Below are 16,764 nucleotides of genomic sequence, written 5' to 3'. Positions count from 1 at the left end.
GCCCACAATCCAAAGTTAAGATAAAAAACAAATAAAACAAGGGATGTTCGACTTGGAGAAAAGGATGATAAATAAACTCTACATCATTTTGTTGCTAGTAATACTGCTTTGCAGTTGCTCTTCACATACCGAGCTCGAAAAATTAAATATAGGTATTTCCGCTTATGAAAAAAGTGACCTGATGGTAAAGCTGATATTTGACGATAGATTTTCCCCCCCAGCGGGCGCAATAGGTTGCTGTTGGGGGAATGCTCAAAAGAAAGGTGTGTTTTGGGGAGCTGAGATCCCACATAAAGTGGATGTTGAATGGCGAGACTACAAGCAAGCAAAACTTTACAGAGCTTCATTCAAAGTTCAGCGGAAGAAAGCCTACCATATAATTGACGAATTGACTCCTGTTACATTTGCATCAGGACGTGTTGATGATGATGTGAATCCATTCATCATTTTTGGGTTTGGTGAAGGAGGTGAGGTAAAAATGTGGATTTCTAATTCAGCATTTGCAGGAGTTAAAGGGCGCATTTTAGAAGAAATTGGCTCGGCGCAAGCGGCTTGGGAACCCTTTGAATTAACCGATGAGATGTTTAATTAGATAAGCGCCCACAATCCAAAGTTAAGATAAAAAACAAATGAGACTAGGGATGTTCGACTTGGAGAAAAGGATGTTCAATAAGCTCTATACCGCTTTACTGGCAGTAATACTGCTTTGCAGTTGCTCTTCACATTCTGAGCTCGAAAAATTACATATAGGCATTTCCGCTTATGAAAAAAGTGACCTGATGGTAAAGCTGATATTTGACGATAGATTTTCCCCTCCCGCTGGTGCTATAGGCTGTTGCTGGGGGAACGCTCAAAAGAAAGGTGTGTTTTGGGGAGCTGAGATCCCACATAAAGTTCAAGCAGAATGGTGGGATTATAAGCAAGGCAGGCATTATCGTGCTGTGTTTATAGTACAGCGAGACAAGGCATACAAAATCGCGGATAATTTACCGAGTGTGACTTATTACACAGGCAAAACGGAGACCGATGTTGATCCTTATATCATCTTTGGGTTTGGTGAAAAGGGAGAAGTAAAAATGTGGATTTCTAATTCTCAGTTTGCTAGTGGAGTTAAAGGACGCATTTTAGAAGAAATTGGTTCAGCACAGGCGACTTGGGAGCCCTTTGAATTAACCGATGAGATGTTTAATTAGATAAGCGCCCACAATTCAAAGTTAAGATAAAAAACAAATAAGACAAGGGATGTTCGACTTGGAGAAAAGGATGATAAATAAACTCTACATCATTTTGTTGCTAGTAATACTGCTTTGCAGTTGCTCTTCACATACCGAGCTAGAAAAATTACATATAGGTATTTCTTCGTACGAAAAAAGCGATTTGATGGTGAAATTGATATTTGATGATAGGTTTTCACCCCCCTGCTGGTGCGGTAGGCGGTGGTTGGGGAAATGCCGTAGGAAGTGGGACGTTTTGGGGAGCCGAAATCCCGCATAAAGTAAAAGCGCAGTGGTGGGACTACAAGCAGGGAAAACACTATCGTGCAACGCTATCTGTACAGCGTGACAAGGCGTACAAAATCGCGGGTAATTTACCGAGCATTACTCATTACACAGGCGAAACAGAAACCGATGTTGAGCCCTATATAATCTTCGGCTTTGGTGATGAAAAGGGTGAAGTAAAAATGTGGATTTCTAATGCCCCGTTTGATGGCGTGGAAGGACGCATTTTAGAAGAAATTGGTTCGGCACAAGCGACTTGGGAACCCTTTGAATTAACCGATGAAATGTTTCGCTAAAAAGTGAAAACTAGGCGTTTTATCTTGGTACTTTCTGCATGGTTGTTTACATCGGTTTATCGAATTCCACCGAAATAAATTGCTATTTGGCGCTATCTTGGGTCACATTACTGACCGCAATTAAAATAATATAACATTTAGGATTGGAATATGCGTGTTAAAGCTATCTCCGCGGCCATGGTGTTGGCCTTTTCTCAGTACGTTGCTGCCGATGAAGGCATGTGGCAACCACATCAACTACCTGAACTTGAGTCTATTTTAAAGTCTAAAGGACTAGAGATTGATGCTAAGTCAATTTCAAAACTCACTGAGTTCCCGATGAATGCGGTGATTAGCTTAGGTGGCTGTACGGCGTCATTTGTCTCTCCTAAAGGTCTGGTTGTGACAAACCATCACTGTGCATACGGCTCTATTCAATACAATTCAACAACAGATAACAATATTCTTGAGAATGGCTTTTTAGCAAAACAGCCAAGTGAAGACTTGCCGGCGGCACCGGGCTCACGCGTTTATGTGACAAAAGAAGTGTCGAACGTAACGGATAAAGTTAATGCTGGGACGGACTCACTGACCGGTAAAGCACGTTTTGACGCCATTGACAGTAAGCGCAAACAGCTTGTTGCCGAGTGTGAGCAAGATGAAAGCTATCGCTGTAATGTTTATACCTTTCATGGTGGATTGGAATATTACCTCATTAAATCGCTAGAGATAAAAGACGTCCGTCTGGCATACACGCCAGCGATGGGCGTGGGCAAATATGGCGGCGATATAGATAACTGGATGTGGCCTCGTCACACTGGCGACTTTGCTTTTTACCGTGCATATGTGGGTAAAGATGGTAAACCCGCTGAGTTTTCTAAAGATAACGTACCCTACAACCCAGAGTCATTCTTGAGTGTGAGTGCAAAAGGCGTGCAAGAGGGCGACTTTGTAATGGTGACGGGTTATCCGGGTCGTACCAACCGTTATCGCATTGCTTCTGAAGTAGATTATGTGTTTAACACGGTTTACCCCATGGTACGTAAACATAACTCAAAGTATGTGGCACTAATTGGAGAAAATGCACCAGAAGGGTCGCAAGCTCGTATCGCCTATGAAAGCACCATTGCAGGTTACAACAACTACATCAAAAACTTTGGTTCAATGATTGAGAGCTTCAAAAAAGGCAGTATGTATAGCCGCAAGCAGCAATTTGAGCGCGATCTTAGCACTTGGATCAATGCCGATGCAGACCGTAAAGCAAAGTATGGCGCCGTGCTAAACGAATTGAGCGAGTTGGTTGCTCAATCTCAAGCTCATTATGAGCGTGATATGATGGTTGGCTATATCCACCGTTCGCAAATGATGTCTACTGCGCGTAAGCTTTATCGCTTGGCGGTTGAAAAACAAAAGCCTGATGCTGAGCGTGAGAGTGGTTATCAAGAACGTGATATGCCAAAAATCAAAGCGGGGCTTCAGCGTATGACGCGCCGCTATGATGAAACAGTTGATAAAGCGATTATGCTTTACTTCATGGAGCTTTATGCAGCCTTGCCAAAAGAAGCGCGTTTAACTGAAGTCGATAAGCAGCTTCAACTCGAAAGCGGCTTCAATAAAGCAAAACACCAAGCGCTGCTAGATGAGATGTATGCTAACTCTAAGCTTGCTGATGAAAAAGCCCGTCTTTGGATGTTAGATTTAGAGCTTGAGCAGTTAAATCAAAGCTCTGATCCATTCATTCAATATGCAAAAGCGATTTTTGCAGTGATGAAGCAAATCGAAGATGAAGAAAAAGAATTGGCTGGTAAGCAGCAATCTGCACGTCCAGCTTTGATGGAAGCCATTATTGCTTACAACAAGTCGCAAAATAAGCCAGTTTACGCAGATGCTAACAGCACACTCCGTGTCACTTACGGTACGGTAGGTGGCTACTCACCGCAAGATGGCTTAGTGGCAACGCCATTTACTTCGCTTGAAGGGTTACTGGCTAAAAATACCGATGTTGAACCATTTAACGCGCCGAAAAAGCAACAGCAGTTGATCCGCGAAAAAGTATATGGTCAATATACAGGTGGCATGAATACCGTACCGGTGAATTTCCTTTCTAACGTGGATACCACAGGTGGTAACTCAGGTTCGCCGACCTTAAACGGGAAAGCGGAGTTAGTAGGTTTACTGTTTGACGGTGTATATGAAAGCATTATTGGTGACTGGGATTACGATAAAAACCTAAACCGCTCAATTCATGTTGATTCGCGTTACATGTTATGGGTAATGGACAAGGTTGATAATGCACAAAACCTGTTAGATGAAATGAAGATAGTAAAGTAGGTCGACCTTTAGGTCGACAATCCCCCCAACGTTTAAAGGGTAGTCTTTGGGTTTAAAGGGTACCCTTTAGGTTTAAACGTTAGTCGGCCTAAAGGCCGACTAACGGGTGATATCAATTTTTCGAAAAATAATGCCGGCCATGAGGCCGGCATTATTATGTTACTTTGCCATTAACTGGCGGATATACTTCACCGGAGCACTACCAAAGCTTAAGAACTCTTCGTGGAATGTCTTTAAGTCAAATTCCTTTCCAAGCTTTTGTTTTTGCGTTTCACGGAAGTCGTAAATTTCGCGATAACCAGAGTAATAGCTGGTTAATTGTACTTGGCTCAAGGTTGCACGGCGCCATTTACCTTCGGCTTCTGCACGCTCTTGGAAAGCCCCATTCATCAGCAGATCTAAGCCTTCTTCTTTGCTTATTCCTTTTACTTGGATACCGTAATCTAGGATAGTGTTACAGATCACACGTAGATTCCACTTGTAGTACATTAACCACATTTCAGGCTCAAAGTTACCATAGCCTTCTTCTAGCATCATGCGCTCAGTGTATACTGCCCATCCTTCAATCATCGCGCCATTGCTTAAGATACTCTTCACCAAAGACGGAGATTCGTTAGAGTAAACCAACTGAGTGTAATGGCCTGGCACGGCTTCATGAATATTTAGGATCTGCAGGATCCAATGGTTGTATTCACGTAGATACGATTCAGCTTGCTCGTCGCTCATTGAGTCCAGCGGAGACACGTTATAATAGGTGTTCTCCTTTTTGTCGTATGGGCCCGGAGCACTGATTGAAGCGCCAGCAAAGCCGCGCATATATTCAGGCGTTTCGCGAACAACTAGCGGCTTTTCAGGGTCTAGCGTGATGAGATCCTTTTCCATCACAAACTTTTCAAGCTCTGGAATTTGCGCTTTGATTTCGCTCACAAAGTTTTCACGCTTTACGTGTTTGACCGAAAGGTGCTTGATAAGGGTGGCAATCGCATCAATGTCAGATTTTGGGCGTGGCTTGTCAGCAAAATACGTTGGCCAGAGTTGATCAACAATCTTAACCATTTCATTAGTAACACGGGCTTTGTCGGCCATTGCCTTTTCATACATTTGCTTGGCGGTGTAGCCAGACTGAATATCAAAGGCAAATTTTTCTTCGTACAGCTTCTCACCAATTCTAAATGAGCGCGCATTACCGTTTTCGCTTAACTCTTTTTCAAGGTTGCTAAGGTAAGATACATATCCATTGATGGCAGATTTCGCGGCAGCGAAGCGCTGCTTGAATAGGGCTTTTTCCTCGGCTGTTAATAATGAAGTCGCGAGTTTATCAAGCAACTCGTCGTTTAATACACTAAATGCGCCTTGGTTTTGTGCAATCGCAAGCTGAGTATATTCGAGCGTTGGATTGTTAATATTGTTTTGTGCTGCTTCATAATACGCTGGCACATATTGAAGACGTGCTAAAACGAGCTTGAGCTTTTCGTCATCCGTTTTAAAGCGGCTATTGAGTATCGTCGCAAAGCCATAAGAAACATTGTAGTTTGACGGATTCCACTGCCAGCTTTTGAAGGTTTCAATATGCCAGATATCGCGTTTTAGGCGATTTTCAATCAAGTGATAATCGATTTTTTGACTATTGCTTAAGTTAGCAAGGTCGAACTGTTGTAACTTAGCCAGTTGCGCCTGAGAGAAGGCAACACTTGCATCACGAGTCGCTTGGGTTGGTACAGTGATAATATCGTCGTACTTGCCAAAGCCTGCCCAGAGCGACGCTTCTGGGTACTGTTTCCATAAGTCATTGATAAATTGCTGAGAAAAGTCAGCGAATTGTGCATTTGTTGCTACTGTTTGCTGTGAAGCTGAAGGCGTCGTCTCGACAGACGAAGGAGAAAGTGAGCAGCCAGTCAGGCCCATTGCCATGGCTAGCGCCATGCACAAGGCAGTCTTTTTCATTATTGTGTCCTATTTAATGGTTTTCGCTATCATAACAAGATTTTGCTTTATTTGCTTTGTCTGGCTCATCCAACCACACCGCACCGTTAGCCTCTTTGGCAACGATGTCATCGGGGTTGTAGATAGGGCATGATTTCATCGACAAACAGCCACAGCCAATGCAACCATCGACATAGTCTCTTAAACGTTGCATGTAAGCGATTTTTTCGTCCAGCTTTGCTTGCCAGGCTGTAGAAAGTTTGGCCCAGTCCGCTTTAGTTGGTGTTCTTGAGTCGGGCAGAGTATCAAGGGTTTCTTTTATCTCTCCTAGGGTTATCCCCATCTTTTGGCCAGCTTTAATAATGGCAATACGGCGCAACACATCCTTTTTGTAACGGCGTTGATTACCGTTATTACGCCAACTACGAATAAGCCCTTTGTTCTCATAGAAATGCAGAGCAGACACCGCAACGTCAGCTCTTTGAGCAACCTTACCGACACTGAGGTTGGGCTCGTCTCTTAATAATTTTTCAGTTTTCATAAATTAGTACTTTACCTTAACTTAAGGTGAGGTTTTAAGGTAGCACCCAATTTATTATTAGTGCAACTGGAATTGAACATTATGAAAACAGTCGTTATTTACTCAAGCTCAAACCCCAATGGAAATACCTACCAATCTGCAAAGGCACTAGCAGCAGAAAAAAGAGCTGAACTCATCTATTTAGACCGCTACAAAATTGGTGAGTATTGCTACAAACACTCTCACAGTGATGATGACTTTGTTAACCTTTTTAGATGGGTACTTGGTTTTGAGCACATCATTTTTGCATCCCCCGTTTATTGGTATGCAGTGACACCAAGAATGAAGGCATTTATCGACAGAATAACCGACTTTATGGACATAGAAGCGTTAAAGCCGGAGCTTAGAACGCTACGTGAAAAGCAGTTTTCTATCTTGTCGACCTCATGCCAAGAAAAAGCACCAGCACCATTTACTGAGATGCTGGTGGGAACCTTTGAATATTTGGGTATGAAATTACAAGAGCAGCGTCATGTTCATTACCCTTATGCTGATTAATCGCTGTGGATTTTGTTAGGTGGGGTTGTGTGGCGATGGCTTTTAAAGATCGCTGCGTGAAGCAGCTCCTACTCTGAAGTAAATCCAGTCTGGTATAAGGCGGTTGTGACTGGTGTTTATTTAGAGGAGGGTGAAGGCTTTTAAAGATCGTTGCGTAAAGCAGCTCCTACTCCGAAGTAACATCAGTCTGGTAGGAGACGGTTTACCCGCCGAGCACTTTGTGACTGGCGCGCTAACCCCCCCTTGCTACCCAACATTTCTCAGCGGAAGTACGCACTTCCGCGTCTGCAAACAGGTGTAAGATCACACCTTGAATTCATTGACCATTTGCGAGAGTCGTTGTGACATTTCGCTTAATTGCTGGCTCGACGCTTTGGTGTGTTCAGCGCCAAGGGCGGTTTGGTTTGCCACTGTTGCGATACCACTGATGTTGTCAGTCATGTCATTAAGATCTTCAGATTGCTTTTCACTCCAGGTGGCGATATTAACGTTAATATCATGCACGGTTGCGATGGAGAGGTTGATTTGTTCTAGTGCGTGCTTACATTCTTGGCTCACTTTGAGGCTTTGTTCGGATGCTGCACGGCAGCTCTCCATTTCTTCAACGGTTGTGGTAACGCCATTGTGCAGTTTATCAATGATCGCTTGAATGTCATCGGTAGATTGTTGCGTACGCTGGGCCAGTGTTCTTACCTCATCGGCCACCACGGCAAAACCACGACCTTGTTCTCCTGCTCTCGCAGCCTCGATGGCCGCATTCAATGCTAATAAATTAGTTTGATCTGCCACTTTTTTGATGACGTCAAGTACTGCACCAATCTCGGTTGATGAGCGTTGTAGTTCGAGCACAGCTTGTTGCGCTGAGTCGACGCTACGAGAGGCATGCGCTATGACTGCTACATTTTCGTCTACATGCGTCAGCCCTTGGGTCGTCAGTGTGGTTGTCTCTGTCACTTTATCAAGCGCACGCTTTGACTCATTATTGACAGCTTGTGCCACTTGATTAAGCGATTGCATGCGGTTTTGCACTGATTCTGTTTCACTGTTTTGTTGTCCAATACCAGCTTGGATCTGCTCGGTAATACAGGATAATTCCTCTGCTTGGGAGGCCAAAGAATGGGTGCTTTCGTTGATATCATGCAGTACATCACGAAAATGCGAGTTCATTTTATTAAATGCGATAGCCATTTGGGCAAGCTCGTCTTTTCCGTGGCTTTTCAGTGCAATGGTGAGGTCTTTTTGCGCTGAAATAAGTCCCATTGTACGGGTGAGCTTATCCAGTGGCTTGGTAATATTTTTGCTGATTAAGCTAGAGAGAAAAATAAGTAATATCGCATAGCCGAGCGTTTCAGCAGTCATCAACATGAAGCGGTCATAAAATTGCTCTTCAACGTCTTGAAGGTAAATGCCTGTTCCAATTGCCCAGTTATAGTGCCCTAAGTTAGCAATATAAGAGAGCTTGCCCTCAAGCTCCTTTGTCCCCGGTTTTGGCCATTGATATTGGGCAAAGCCTTGTTGATTTTGATTCGCAATGACGACGAACTGGCTGAATGCTTCGCGAATAAAGCGTTCATGATGGTGAGTCATTGAGGTGCCATTGAGCAGTGGCTTAATGGGGTGTGTTACCATATTCCCATCTAGGTCAAATAAGAAGAAGTAACCTGCATCACCATAGCGTGCGGCATCAATGAGCTTTTTTATTTTTTCTTGTCTTTGTTGTGGGGTGAGCGAGGCCTCGGTGGCAACCATATTAAGTTGCGCAATTGTGGTTTCCATTAGGTTTTTTGCATTAATGTGTCTTTCTTGCGTTAAGCTGTCTCGTAAAACGAGTGCTGATGAGAGTTGCACAAGGGTAATGATCACGACAGACAAAAGCAGACTGAGTCTGAGTTTATTGGGCACTTTCATTAAACCTAAGAGTTTATTCAGCTGCTTCATGAGTTCCTCTAGTAACAAAGAATTAGTTAAAATGACAGCGATGTCAGTTGGCGTGGATCATACTTAGAACGAACCAAAAATAAATAGCATGAACAAAAGATGAATAAGGTGTTAAGCCGTGCAGACGGCTATCTAATTGATAGTTAATAAAAATGTTAATATTCACGTTTTGTAAATTATTGTGAATGAGAACTATTTCTAATAAGTGTGTTTAAGTATTTTGTCTTAGAGAAGGATGAAGGTTAGAGGTAGATTAAGGAAATTTGATATAGATCATTGCAGATATCGCTTGAATCGAATAGCGACTTTGTTATACTCGCTGCGAATTTTCAGTTTGGACTGAAAGTTCTGAACTAATCAATTCTATCAAGATAAAAACATCAGGATAATCTGTGCCACTGTTAAGCTATGCTCGACAAACTGCTACTACTAACGACACAACCTATCAAAGTTGTGCGATGACGCGTGCGCAGTTATTCGGTCGTATTTTCAGTGTGCTAAGCGCATTGATGATGTTTAACGCGGCATTATTATTCACTGGCATGCTAGGTGATGTAGCTGAATTAGAAGCACTTTTTGCAGATAATTCACTACCTGACTCTGTTTTGGTGATGCTCGGAGAGTTTTGGGCTCAGCCTATCTTGTCATTACAATTATTGATAGGTCTTTATTGGTTAGTTTTCCATACTATTTTGCCTACACGCGCTGGCGTTGTCCTGCGTAAAACGGCATTCGCCTCTACTGAGGCTATTCATCCTCAACCGGTGCCTAGTGCACATGGTTGTCGTGCTCCTCCTTTTTGATACCGCTGCCTGTTTGCGTAATCGCAATATTTGAGTCCAATGTGTTTGATTTAAGCGATTTGGATCAGCAGTCAGCAATTCAGTTTCAATTACATTAATCGGCTATTTACTGTCCTTTTTGGGCGAATTGTAAGCTTAGCAAATGTGATTGTCCGTTTACTGTATCGATTATTTGGTAAATGGTTAGTGACTGGTATCAAAGGAGCGTTTCCCTTCACTAATGCATTTTCCCTGATGGATACAGTGCAATTCGAACTTGTGCAGCATAGCTTGCACAAATAGATACTCAGCGTGCTTGATAAATAAGCCGCAGCTTATCGTTGAAGGGTAATCAATTGAATAAACGTAGTGTTGTGAATTATGCGTTCGCTTCATTGGGGCTTATGCTCACCGGCTGTAGTGGTGGCATTTTAGATCCCAAGGGGCAAATTGGCATGGATGAGAAGTCCTTGATCATCATTGCCACTGTACTGATGTTACTCGTTGTAGTACCAGTTATTATTCTTACCTTATATTTTGCGTGGAAGTACCGAGACGGTCGTGACCACGAGATCTATGCACCTAAATGGGCTCACTCTAACAAAATAGAAGCCGTGGTTTGGACCATTCCGATTGTGATTATTATTGTACTTGGGGTGATCACTTGGCGCTCTACACAATCACTTGATCCGTACAAGCCGTTGGAAGGTAAGGGTGAACACCTCACTGTTCAGGTGGTATCGCTAAACTGGAAGTGGTTATTTATCTATCCTGAGCAAGGCATTGCTACAGTGAATGAGTTGGTGTTTCCAGCGAATGTACCAGTGGAGTACAAAATCACTTCCGAAAGCACCATGAACTCTTTCTTTATTCCACAGCTTGGTAGCCAAATCTACTCGATGGCTGGAATGGAAACGCAGCTTCACCTGATTGCCAACGAGCCGGGGACATTCAAAGGCTTTTCTGCTAACTACAGTGGAGCGGGCTTTACGGGTATGAAGTTCGATGCCATTGCGACCAAAGATCAAGCAAGTTTTGATAACTGGGTTGCCGATGTCAAAGCAAACGGCGAAGCCTTAACCGCAGGTCGTTACACGCAACTGGCTGAGCCTTCGGAATATCACCCCGTTGAATATTTTGGCTCGGTAGAGCAGGGCTTATTCCACACCATAGTTATGAAGTACATGCAGGGCCATGGCGAAATGAGTTATTACGCTAAACCAGAGCATGCTGCGCATCCACATCACGGCAAGGCTGAGGAGTAATTATGTCGTTGTTTGGTAAATTATCCATCGAGGCAATCCCCTATCACGAACCCATCATTATGGTGACGTTAGCTGTGGTGGCGATTGTTGGTCTAATTGTGGCGGCAATGGTCACAAAACACAAAAAATGGGGCGTGCTGTGGCACGATTGGATCACTTCAATCGATCATAAACGTCTAGGCGTGATGTACATTATCTTGGCATTAATTATGTTAATGCGTGGTTTTGCCGACGCCATCATGATGCGTACGCAGTTGGCGATGGCCACAAGCGGCGCTGCCGGTTACTTACCTCCTGAGCACTATGACCAGATCTTTACCGCACATGGGGTGATCATGATCATCTTTATGGCGATGCCATTTATGATTGGTTTGATGAATATCATCTTGCCACTGCAAATTGGTGCTAGAGATGTTGCCTTTCCGTTTTTGAATAATCTCAGTTTTTGGCTGACGGCGGGCGGGGCAATTCTGATCAACTTGTCCTTGGCATTTGGCGAGTTTGCAAAAACCGGTTGGGTGGCGTATCCGCCATTGTCGGAGTTGTCGTTTAGTCCGGGTGTCGGGGTTGATTACTATATTTGGGCACTGCAAATATCCGGGCTTGGGACATTGCTCACCGCCGTGAATTTCTTGGTAACCGTATTTAAGATGCGTGCACCTGGCATGACGCTAATGAAAATGCCTATTTTTACTTGGACTTGTACTTGGGCAAATATCCTAGTTGCGGCGTCTTTCCCAATTCTTACTGCGGTGCTAGCGATGCTAACGCTTGACCGTTATATGGATTTCCACTTCTTCACCAATGAAGCCGGTGGTAATGCCATGATGTATATCAATCTGTTCTGGGCATGGGGTCACCCTGAAGTTTATATTTTGATCTTGCCTGCGTTTGGGATTTTCTCAGAAATTATTTCAACCTTTACAGGCAAACGCCTGTTTGGCTATAAGTCGATGGTGTATGCCAGCGGTGCGATTTCTATTTTGGGCTTCATTGTTTGGCTACATCACTTCTTTACTATGGGTTCAAGCGCCAATGTTAATGCTTTCTTTGGGGTCATGACGATGGTCATTGCGGTCCCGACGGGGGTAAAACTCTTTAACTGGTTATTTACGATGTATCGCGGTCGTTTGCGGATCACGGTGCCGGTCCTTTGGACGTTAGGGTTTATGGTGACCTTTACCGTAGGTGGGATGACTGGCGTACTGCTTGCAATTCCAGGCGCGGACTATGTGCTGCACAACAGTCTTTTTCTGATCGCACATTTTCATAACACCATTATCGGTGGGGCGGTGTTTGGTTATCTAGCGGGTTTTGCTTACTGGTTCCCTAAAGTAATGGGTTACAAGCTTGATGAGCGTTGGGGGAAAGCCTCATTCTGGTGCTGGCTGGTTGGCTTTTTTGTGGCCTTTATGCCGCTTTATGTGCTCGGCTTCTTGGGCATGACACGTCGTCTTAATCATACCAACACGCCAGAGTGGAACATTTGGCTATACATCGCGTGTATTGGTGCCTTTATCATTATGTTTGGGATAATTTTCCAAGTGGTACAGTTAGTGGTGAGTTACAAAAACCGCGAGCAATTGCAAGACACCACAGGCGATCCGTGGAATGGGCATACGCTGGAATGGTCAACGGACTCTCCCCCGCAGTACTACAACTTCGCGAAAACCCCTGTGGTTGACGATATTGACGCTTGGACAGAAATGAAAGAGCAGGGACAGGCATATCAAAAGCCTGCACATTATCAGCCTATTCACATGCCAAAAAATACCCCGACTGGAGTGCTTATCAGCGCGTCATTGACCGTGTTTTGCTTTGCCATGATTTGGCATATTTGGTGGTTAGCGGCGGTGGGTTTTGTCAGTGCTATCGCGGTATTTATTAAGCGTTGTTACACCAGCGACGTTGATTATTATGTTCAGGTTGACGAGATTGAGCAGATTGAGTCTGCCCACCTTTCTCGCGCATTACAGGAGGGTTAATTCATGAGTGCGATTACTCCCGCTACGCTGCATGCGTTAGAAGATGCTCACGAGCATGCAGATCATGACACAGGTTCAAACACCGTATTCGGTTTTTGGCTATATCTGATGACGGACTGTTTGTTGTTTGCTTCGTTCTTTGCCACTTATGCCGTGTTGTACATGAACACGGCAGGCGGGGTGTCTGGCAAAGACATATTCGAGCTGGGTTTTGTTGCGGTTGAAACCGCGGCCCTACTGTTAAGTAGTATTACCTTTGGGTTTGCCATGATAGCGGCAAACAAACAGAAAAAGTCGCAAACCTTATCTTGGCTTGCGGTGACATTTGCCTTTGGTGCGGTGTTTATTGGCATGGAAGTGTATGAATTCCATCACTTGATAGTACATGGTCATGGGCCGCAGCATAGTGCTTTTCTGACTTCTTTCTTCTCATTGGTGGGTCTGCACGGCATGCACGTGACGGCAGGCTTGATTTGGATGACTGTGATGATGATTGAAGTGACACGTCGTGGTCTTAAGCCACAAACGGTAACGCGTTTGAGCTGCTTAAGCTTGTTCTGGCACTTTTTAGATATCGTGTGGATCTGTGTATTTACCGTTGTTTATTTAATGGGGGCAATGTAATGAGCCATAGTGAATCTCAAGCGTTAGCACAGATGGATGTTCATGAGCATGAACACGACAGCCACGGAAGTGTGAAGTCGTATCTAATTGGTTTTGTGCTATCCGTTATTTTGACAGCCATTCCTTTTGCTGCCGTGATGAGTGGCAGCTTGTCATCTAGCACGACATTTTGGACGTTAGTGACAACGGCGTTAGTGCAAATTTGGGTGCACCTAAAGTACTTTTTACACCTGAATTTTGTTACGGAAGAAGGCAAGGCAAGCACGCTTTCCTTTATCTTTAGTGCGTTGATTATTGTGATGGTAGTGGGGCTGTCGGTCTGGATCATCTACGAATCGAACGCCATGATGATGTATTAACAGGAGAGTAGTCATGCTGCGTCGTTATTTTCAGGTGACAAAACCTGGGATCATTATGGGAAACTTGATTTCAGTCGCAGGAGGCTTTTTATTGGCCTCTCGAGGTGAAGTTGATTGGCTGCTATTTGCCTTGACTCTACTAGGGCTATCTTTAGTCGTTGCGTCAGGTTGTGTAGTTAATAATGTCATCGACAGGGATATCGATGCGGCAATGGCCCGTACTAAAACTCGCGTGACAGTAACTGGGGAAATTTCCTCAGTTGCTGCACTGTCACATAGTCTGGTACTCGGATTATCTGGCTTTGGGCTCTTAGCCTATTTCACCAATTGGATTGCGCTGAGTTTTGCCGCATTTGGGTTTTTTATTTATGTCGGTGTTTACAGCTTATACATGAAACGAAACTCAGTGTATGGCACGGTGGTTGGTAGCCTGTCAGGGGCAGTGCCTCCTGTGGTTGGTTACTGCGCAGTAAGCGGGGTGTTTGACTCTGGCGCTGCCATTTTATTATTGATGTTTTGTCTTTGGCAAATGCCGCACTCTTATGCCATTGCGATTTTCCGTTTTGAAGATTACCGGGCCGCGAATATTCCGGTGTTGCCAGTCGCGCAAGGTGTTGAGAAGGCTAAGCATCATATTGTTTTGTATATCGCCATTTATGCACTGGTGGTGATGTTACTACCGCTTAGCGGTTATACCGGCATAGCATTTATGGCGGTGGCCTGTACAACCAGTTTTTGGTGGTTATTGATGGCGCTAAAAGGATACCAAAGAGACTTAGATTTACATGGTTGGGCGAGGCAAGTATTTGCATTCTCAATAGTCAATATCACAGTCCTAAGTATCGCGATGGCGATTGATAATCACAGCACAGTTTCTGCGATGCTGTACTGATCGCAGATTATCCCAAAGTAACTAAAATCCAAAGGCCCACGGGGCCTTTTTTCGTTCTTATCTTATTTGTTTTACGTCGCTTGCTTTTTACCCATTTTATCTCCATATCCAGCTTATTGAATAGATGAGAAGATAATAATGGATATAGGGATCACAGAAGTATTGTTGTTATTTACGGCGATTTTTATCGCGTCCTTTTTACTTTTTAAGGTCGTGCTATGGGCCAAAAAAATGCCAAAAGGCGCCTATCTATTTTTGGCTTTAATGCCGCTCATCTCTCTTTTTCCTATTCCACCACCCGTTTTTAAAAATGTCGCGAAAGCCAAACAAGAACAACGTAAAAAAGCACCCAAATCAGAACCATAATTACACAGGAAAATAGCTTAATGTCAGCTTCGATATTTATTGTTAACCTTACTTATGTTACCGAAATTGAACAGGTAGAGCCGCTGCTCGCCCCTCATATTGCGTTTTTAGATCGCTTCTATGCCAATGGTACTTTTATCGCCTCTGGCAGAAAAATCCCACGAACTGGTGGGGTTATTTTGGCAAAGGCGAGTAGTGAAGCTGAACTACTTGATATTGTTCGTCAAGATCCCTTTTATGTCGCCGAAGTGGCTCGGTATGACATTATCGAGTTTGTGCCAAGCAAGTTTGCATCTTGCTTTACAGAAGTGGAGAAATACCTTAATTCTTGAGTGCCCGCTTGGCCACATCCGTATCGTGACAGGTATAGGCCGTTGAAATAATCCCTTCGCTCAATAGAAACAGGCGCTCGACAGCGGCATCATCAGCGTCGTTGAGCGCTTGTTTAAGTAACGCTTTTACCGCAAGTTTGTGCCGCTGGCATAGTTGATTTATTGGATTGGTAAGCTCACCAAATTCTGCCGCCGTGTTGATAAAGTAACAACCACGAAAATCGCCCAGCACTGCCACTTTGTTATTAATCCACTGATCTAGCGCTGAAAATAGCTGCTCTGTGAGCTGTTCATTCGTTCGAGCATTTTCGAGGCAACGAGATAACCAAGATATAAATAGGTGATGCCGCTGCTCAAGTGTTGCAAGCACCAGTGCCTCTTTACTCTCAAAATGGTTGTACAGGGTTTTTTTAGCAATGCCAGATGACTTTAATACTTCGTTAATGCCAATGGCATGAATGCCATGTTGATAGAACAGGTCCATTGCGCAATCGATCAGTTGTTGTCTTTTTGTACTCATCAGTCAGTCATGTTTATTACCGTGATTATAGGTTGACAGAAGTAGACCAACTTGTCTACCATTTGCGGAGTAGACAAGTTGGTCTACTTTTTGGAAAGGGAAAGAATACAATGAGAGAAATACAACTTGCTTTAATTGCTGGAGCGGGGGCGTTTATCGCAATTGCAATATTGGCGTTTAGTCAAACGATAAGTGCTGAGCATATTTTTTTAATGGCACCTTTGGGCGCAACGGCAGTGCTGGTATTTGGTGTGCCCGAAAGTCCACTAGCGCAGCCTAAAAACGTCATCTTTGGACATATCATTACCGCAACAATCGGGATTATTTTTGCGCAGTATATCGGTGTTAACGAATTCACTTTGGCATTAGCAACGGGGCTTGGCGTATTTAGTATGTTAGTAACAAAAACCACCCACCCACCGGCTGGCGCAAATCCAATACTGATCATGTTGGCACTGGAGGGATGGAGCTTTTTATTTACGCCTGTGATTATTGGTGCAGTGGTACTCGTACTGGTTGGTAAAGCAACGTTAGCGGCTAAAACAAAGCTAACTACAATAACAGCTGCTTGATATGTTGATGTGCAGGCCTTATT

17 protein-coding genes and 1 pseudogene are annotated in these 16,764 nt (G+C 43.9%); 14 read left to right on the top strand and 4 right to left on the bottom strand.

Annotated elements, in window-relative coordinates; all coding sequences use genetic code 11:
- Positions 1-64 precede the first annotated feature (64 nt).
- The 4 genes and pseudogenes from ABMY45_RS09575 (at position 65) to ABMY45_RS09560 (ending at position 4,105) form a co-directional block, all read left to right on the top strand.
- A complete protein-coding gene (locus ABMY45_RS09575; RefSeq protein WP_349288806.1) occupies positions 65-592 on the top strand; it encodes a hypothetical protein in 528 nt (175 codons plus the stop codon).
- A gap of 70 nt (positions 593-662) precedes the next feature.
- Positions 663-1,193, top strand: a complete 531-nt coding sequence (locus ABMY45_RS09570) for a hypothetical protein (protein ID WP_211868615.1) — start codon at positions 663-665, stop codon at positions 1,191-1,193.
- Positions 1,194-1,263: 70 nt separating this feature from the next.
- Positions 1,264-1,795: pseudogene (locus tag ABMY45_RS09565) on the top strand (hypothetical protein).
- 150 nt (positions 1,796-1,945) lie between these two features.
- Positions 1,946-4,105, top strand: a complete 2,160-nt coding sequence (locus tag ABMY45_RS09560) for a S46 family peptidase (protein WP_349288805.1) — start codon at positions 1,946-1,948, stop codon at positions 4,103-4,105.
- A 159-nt stretch (positions 4,106-4,264) separates the two neighbouring features.
- Here the strand turns inward: ABMY45_RS09560 and ABMY45_RS09555 are convergent, their stop codons facing one another.
- Both ABMY45_RS09555 and soxR read right to left on the bottom strand, forming a co-directional pair.
- Complete coding sequence (locus ABMY45_RS09555) at positions 4,265-6,049, bottom strand: DUF885 domain-containing protein (protein ID WP_010606482.1); 1,785 nt, start codon at positions 6,047-6,049, stop codon at positions 4,265-4,267.
- Between the two features lie 13 nt (positions 6,050-6,062).
- Positions 6,063-6,569: a redox-sensitive transcriptional activator SoxR gene (soxR, locus tag ABMY45_RS09550; protein WP_010375466.1), complete on the bottom strand. Its 507-nt coding sequence runs from the start codon at positions 6,567-6,569 to the stop codon at positions 6,063-6,065.
- Between the two features lie 81 nt (positions 6,570-6,650).
- Between soxR and ABMY45_RS09545 the strand changes: the two genes are divergently transcribed.
- Entirely contained in the window at positions 6,651-7,106 is a 456-nt protein-coding gene (locus ABMY45_RS09545) for an NAD(P)H-dependent oxidoreductase (protein ID WP_138583305.1), read from the top strand.
- A gap of 303 nt (positions 7,107-7,409) precedes the next feature.
- Here the strand turns inward: ABMY45_RS09545 and ABMY45_RS09540 are convergent, their stop codons facing one another.
- Positions 7,410-9,044 carry a methyl-accepting chemotaxis protein gene (locus ABMY45_RS09540; RefSeq protein ID WP_206471629.1) on the bottom strand — a complete coding sequence of 545 codons (1,635 nt, stop codon included), beginning with the start codon at positions 9,042-9,044 and terminating at the stop codon, positions 7,410-7,412.
- Between the two features lie 392 nt (positions 9,045-9,436).
- On the opposite strand from ABMY45_RS09540, the gene ABMY45_RS09535 reads away from it, so the two are divergent.
- From ABMY45_RS09535 to ABMY45_RS09500, 8 genes are all read left to right on the top strand, one after another.
- Entirely contained in the window at positions 9,437-9,847 is a 411-nt protein-coding gene (locus tag ABMY45_RS09535) for a hypothetical protein (RefSeq protein WP_174170961.1), read from the top strand.
- A gap of 335 nt (positions 9,848-10,182) precedes the next feature.
- The gene (cyoA, locus tag ABMY45_RS09530) at positions 10,183-11,091 is read left to right on the top strand and encodes a ubiquinol oxidase subunit II (RefSeq protein WP_349288804.1); all 909 of its coding nucleotides are present in this window, start codon (positions 10,183-10,185) and stop codon (positions 11,089-11,091) included.
- Between the two features lie 2 nt (positions 11,092-11,093).
- The gene (cyoB, locus tag ABMY45_RS09525; protein WP_174170959.1) at positions 11,094-13,076 is read left to right on the top strand and encodes a cytochrome o ubiquinol oxidase subunit I; all 1,983 of its coding nucleotides are present in this window, start codon (positions 11,094-11,096) and stop codon (positions 13,074-13,076) included.
- Positions 13,077-13,079: 3 nt separating this feature from the next.
- Entirely contained in the window at positions 13,080-13,700 is a 621-nt protein-coding gene (cyoC, locus tag ABMY45_RS09520; protein ID WP_010606488.1) for a cytochrome o ubiquinol oxidase subunit III, read from the top strand.
- Entirely contained in the window at positions 13,700-14,059 is a 360-nt protein-coding gene (gene cyoD / locus ABMY45_RS09515) for a cytochrome o ubiquinol oxidase subunit IV (protein ID WP_017218861.1), read from the top strand. The genes cyoC and cyoD overlap by 1 nt, the downstream gene beginning before the upstream one ends.
- A 13-nt stretch (positions 14,060-14,072) precedes the next feature.
- Positions 14,073-14,951, top strand: a complete 879-nt coding sequence (cyoE, locus tag ABMY45_RS09510; RefSeq protein ID WP_010606490.1) for a heme o synthase — start codon at positions 14,073-14,075, stop codon at positions 14,949-14,951.
- Between the two features lie 138 nt (positions 14,952-15,089).
- On the top strand, positions 15,090-15,317 hold the full coding sequence (locus ABMY45_RS09505) for a hypothetical protein (protein ID WP_017218863.1): 228 nt from the start codon (positions 15,090-15,092) through the stop codon (positions 15,315-15,317).
- A 20-nt stretch (positions 15,318-15,337) separates the two neighbouring features.
- A complete protein-coding gene (locus tag ABMY45_RS09500) occupies positions 15,338-15,649 on the top strand; it encodes a YciI family protein (RefSeq protein WP_045989089.1) in 312 nt (103 codons plus the stop codon).
- Here ABMY45_RS09500 and ABMY45_RS09495 read toward each other — a convergent pair.
- Positions 15,639-16,169, bottom strand: a complete 531-nt coding sequence (locus ABMY45_RS09495) for a TetR/AcrR family transcriptional regulator (protein WP_174170958.1) — start codon at positions 16,167-16,169, stop codon at positions 15,639-15,641. The two genes, ABMY45_RS09500 and ABMY45_RS09495, sit on opposite strands and share 11 nt — an antisense overlap.
- 110 nt (positions 16,170-16,279) lie before the next feature.
- Here ABMY45_RS09495 and ABMY45_RS09490 point away from each other — a divergent pair, with 110 nt between their 5' ends.
- The gene (locus ABMY45_RS09490; protein ID WP_010375489.1) at positions 16,280-16,741 is read left to right on the top strand and encodes an HPP family protein; all 462 of its coding nucleotides are present in this window, start codon (positions 16,280-16,282) and stop codon (positions 16,739-16,741) included.
- Positions 16,742-16,764: the final 23 nt, after the last annotated feature.

Origin of the sequence: Pseudoalteromonas sp. XMcav11-Q, assembly GCF_040104525.1 — a bacterium.
GTDB lineage: Bacteria > Pseudomonadota > Gammaproteobacteria > Enterobacterales > Alteromonadaceae > Pseudoalteromonas.
This window is presented reverse-complemented; position numbering and strand designations above follow the sequence as displayed.

Bases quoted from the DNA above. Each gene is read 5' to 3' on its own strand.
- ABMY45_RS09575 (WP_349288806.1), top strand. From the start codon at position 65: ATGATAAATAAACTCTACATCATTTTGTTGCTAGTAATACTGCTTTGC.
- ABMY45_RS09570 (WP_211868615.1), top strand. From the start codon at position 663: ATGTTCAATAAGCTCTATACCGCTTTACTGGCAGTAATACTGCTTTGC.
- ABMY45_RS09560 (WP_349288805.1), top strand. From the start codon at position 1,946: ATGCGTGTTAAAGCTATCTCCGCGGCCATGGTGTTGGCCTTTTCTCAG.
- ABMY45_RS09555 (WP_010606482.1), bottom strand. From the start codon at position 6,049: ATGAAAAAGACTGCCTTGTGCATGGCGCTAGCCATGGCAATGGGCCTG.
- soxR (WP_010375466.1), bottom strand. From the start codon at position 6,569: ATGAAAACTGAAAAATTATTAAGAGACGAGCCCAACCTCAGTGTCGGT.
- ABMY45_RS09545 (WP_138583305.1), top strand. From the start codon at position 6,651: ATGAAAACAGTCGTTATTTACTCAAGCTCAAACCCCAATGGAAATACC.
- ABMY45_RS09540 (WP_206471629.1), bottom strand. From the start codon at position 9,044: ATGAAGCAGCTGAATAAACTCTTAGGTTTAATGAAAGTGCCCAATAAA.
- cyoB (WP_174170959.1), top strand. From the start codon at position 11,094: ATGTCGTTGTTTGGTAAATTATCCATCGAGGCAATCCCCTATCACGAA.
- cyoC (WP_010606488.1), top strand. From the start codon at position 13,080: ATGAGTGCGATTACTCCCGCTACGCTGCATGCGTTAGAAGATGCTCAC.
- cyoD (WP_017218861.1), top strand. From the start codon at position 13,700: ATGAGCCATAGTGAATCTCAAGCGTTAGCACAGATGGATGTTCATGAG.
- cyoE (WP_010606490.1), top strand. From the start codon at position 14,073: ATGCTGCGTCGTTATTTTCAGGTGACAAAACCTGGGATCATTATGGGA.
- ABMY45_RS09505 (WP_017218863.1), top strand. From the start codon at position 15,090: ATGGATATAGGGATCACAGAAGTATTGTTGTTATTTACGGCGATTTTT.
- ABMY45_RS09500 (WP_045989089.1), top strand. From the start codon at position 15,338: ATGTCAGCTTCGATATTTATTGTTAACCTTACTTATGTTACCGAAATT.
- ABMY45_RS09495 (WP_174170958.1), bottom strand. From the start codon at position 16,169: ATGAGTACAAAAAGACAACAACTGATCGATTGCGCAATGGACCTGTTC.
- ABMY45_RS09490 (WP_010375489.1), top strand. From the start codon at position 16,280: ATGAGAGAAATACAACTTGCTTTAATTGCTGGAGCGGGGGCGTTTATC.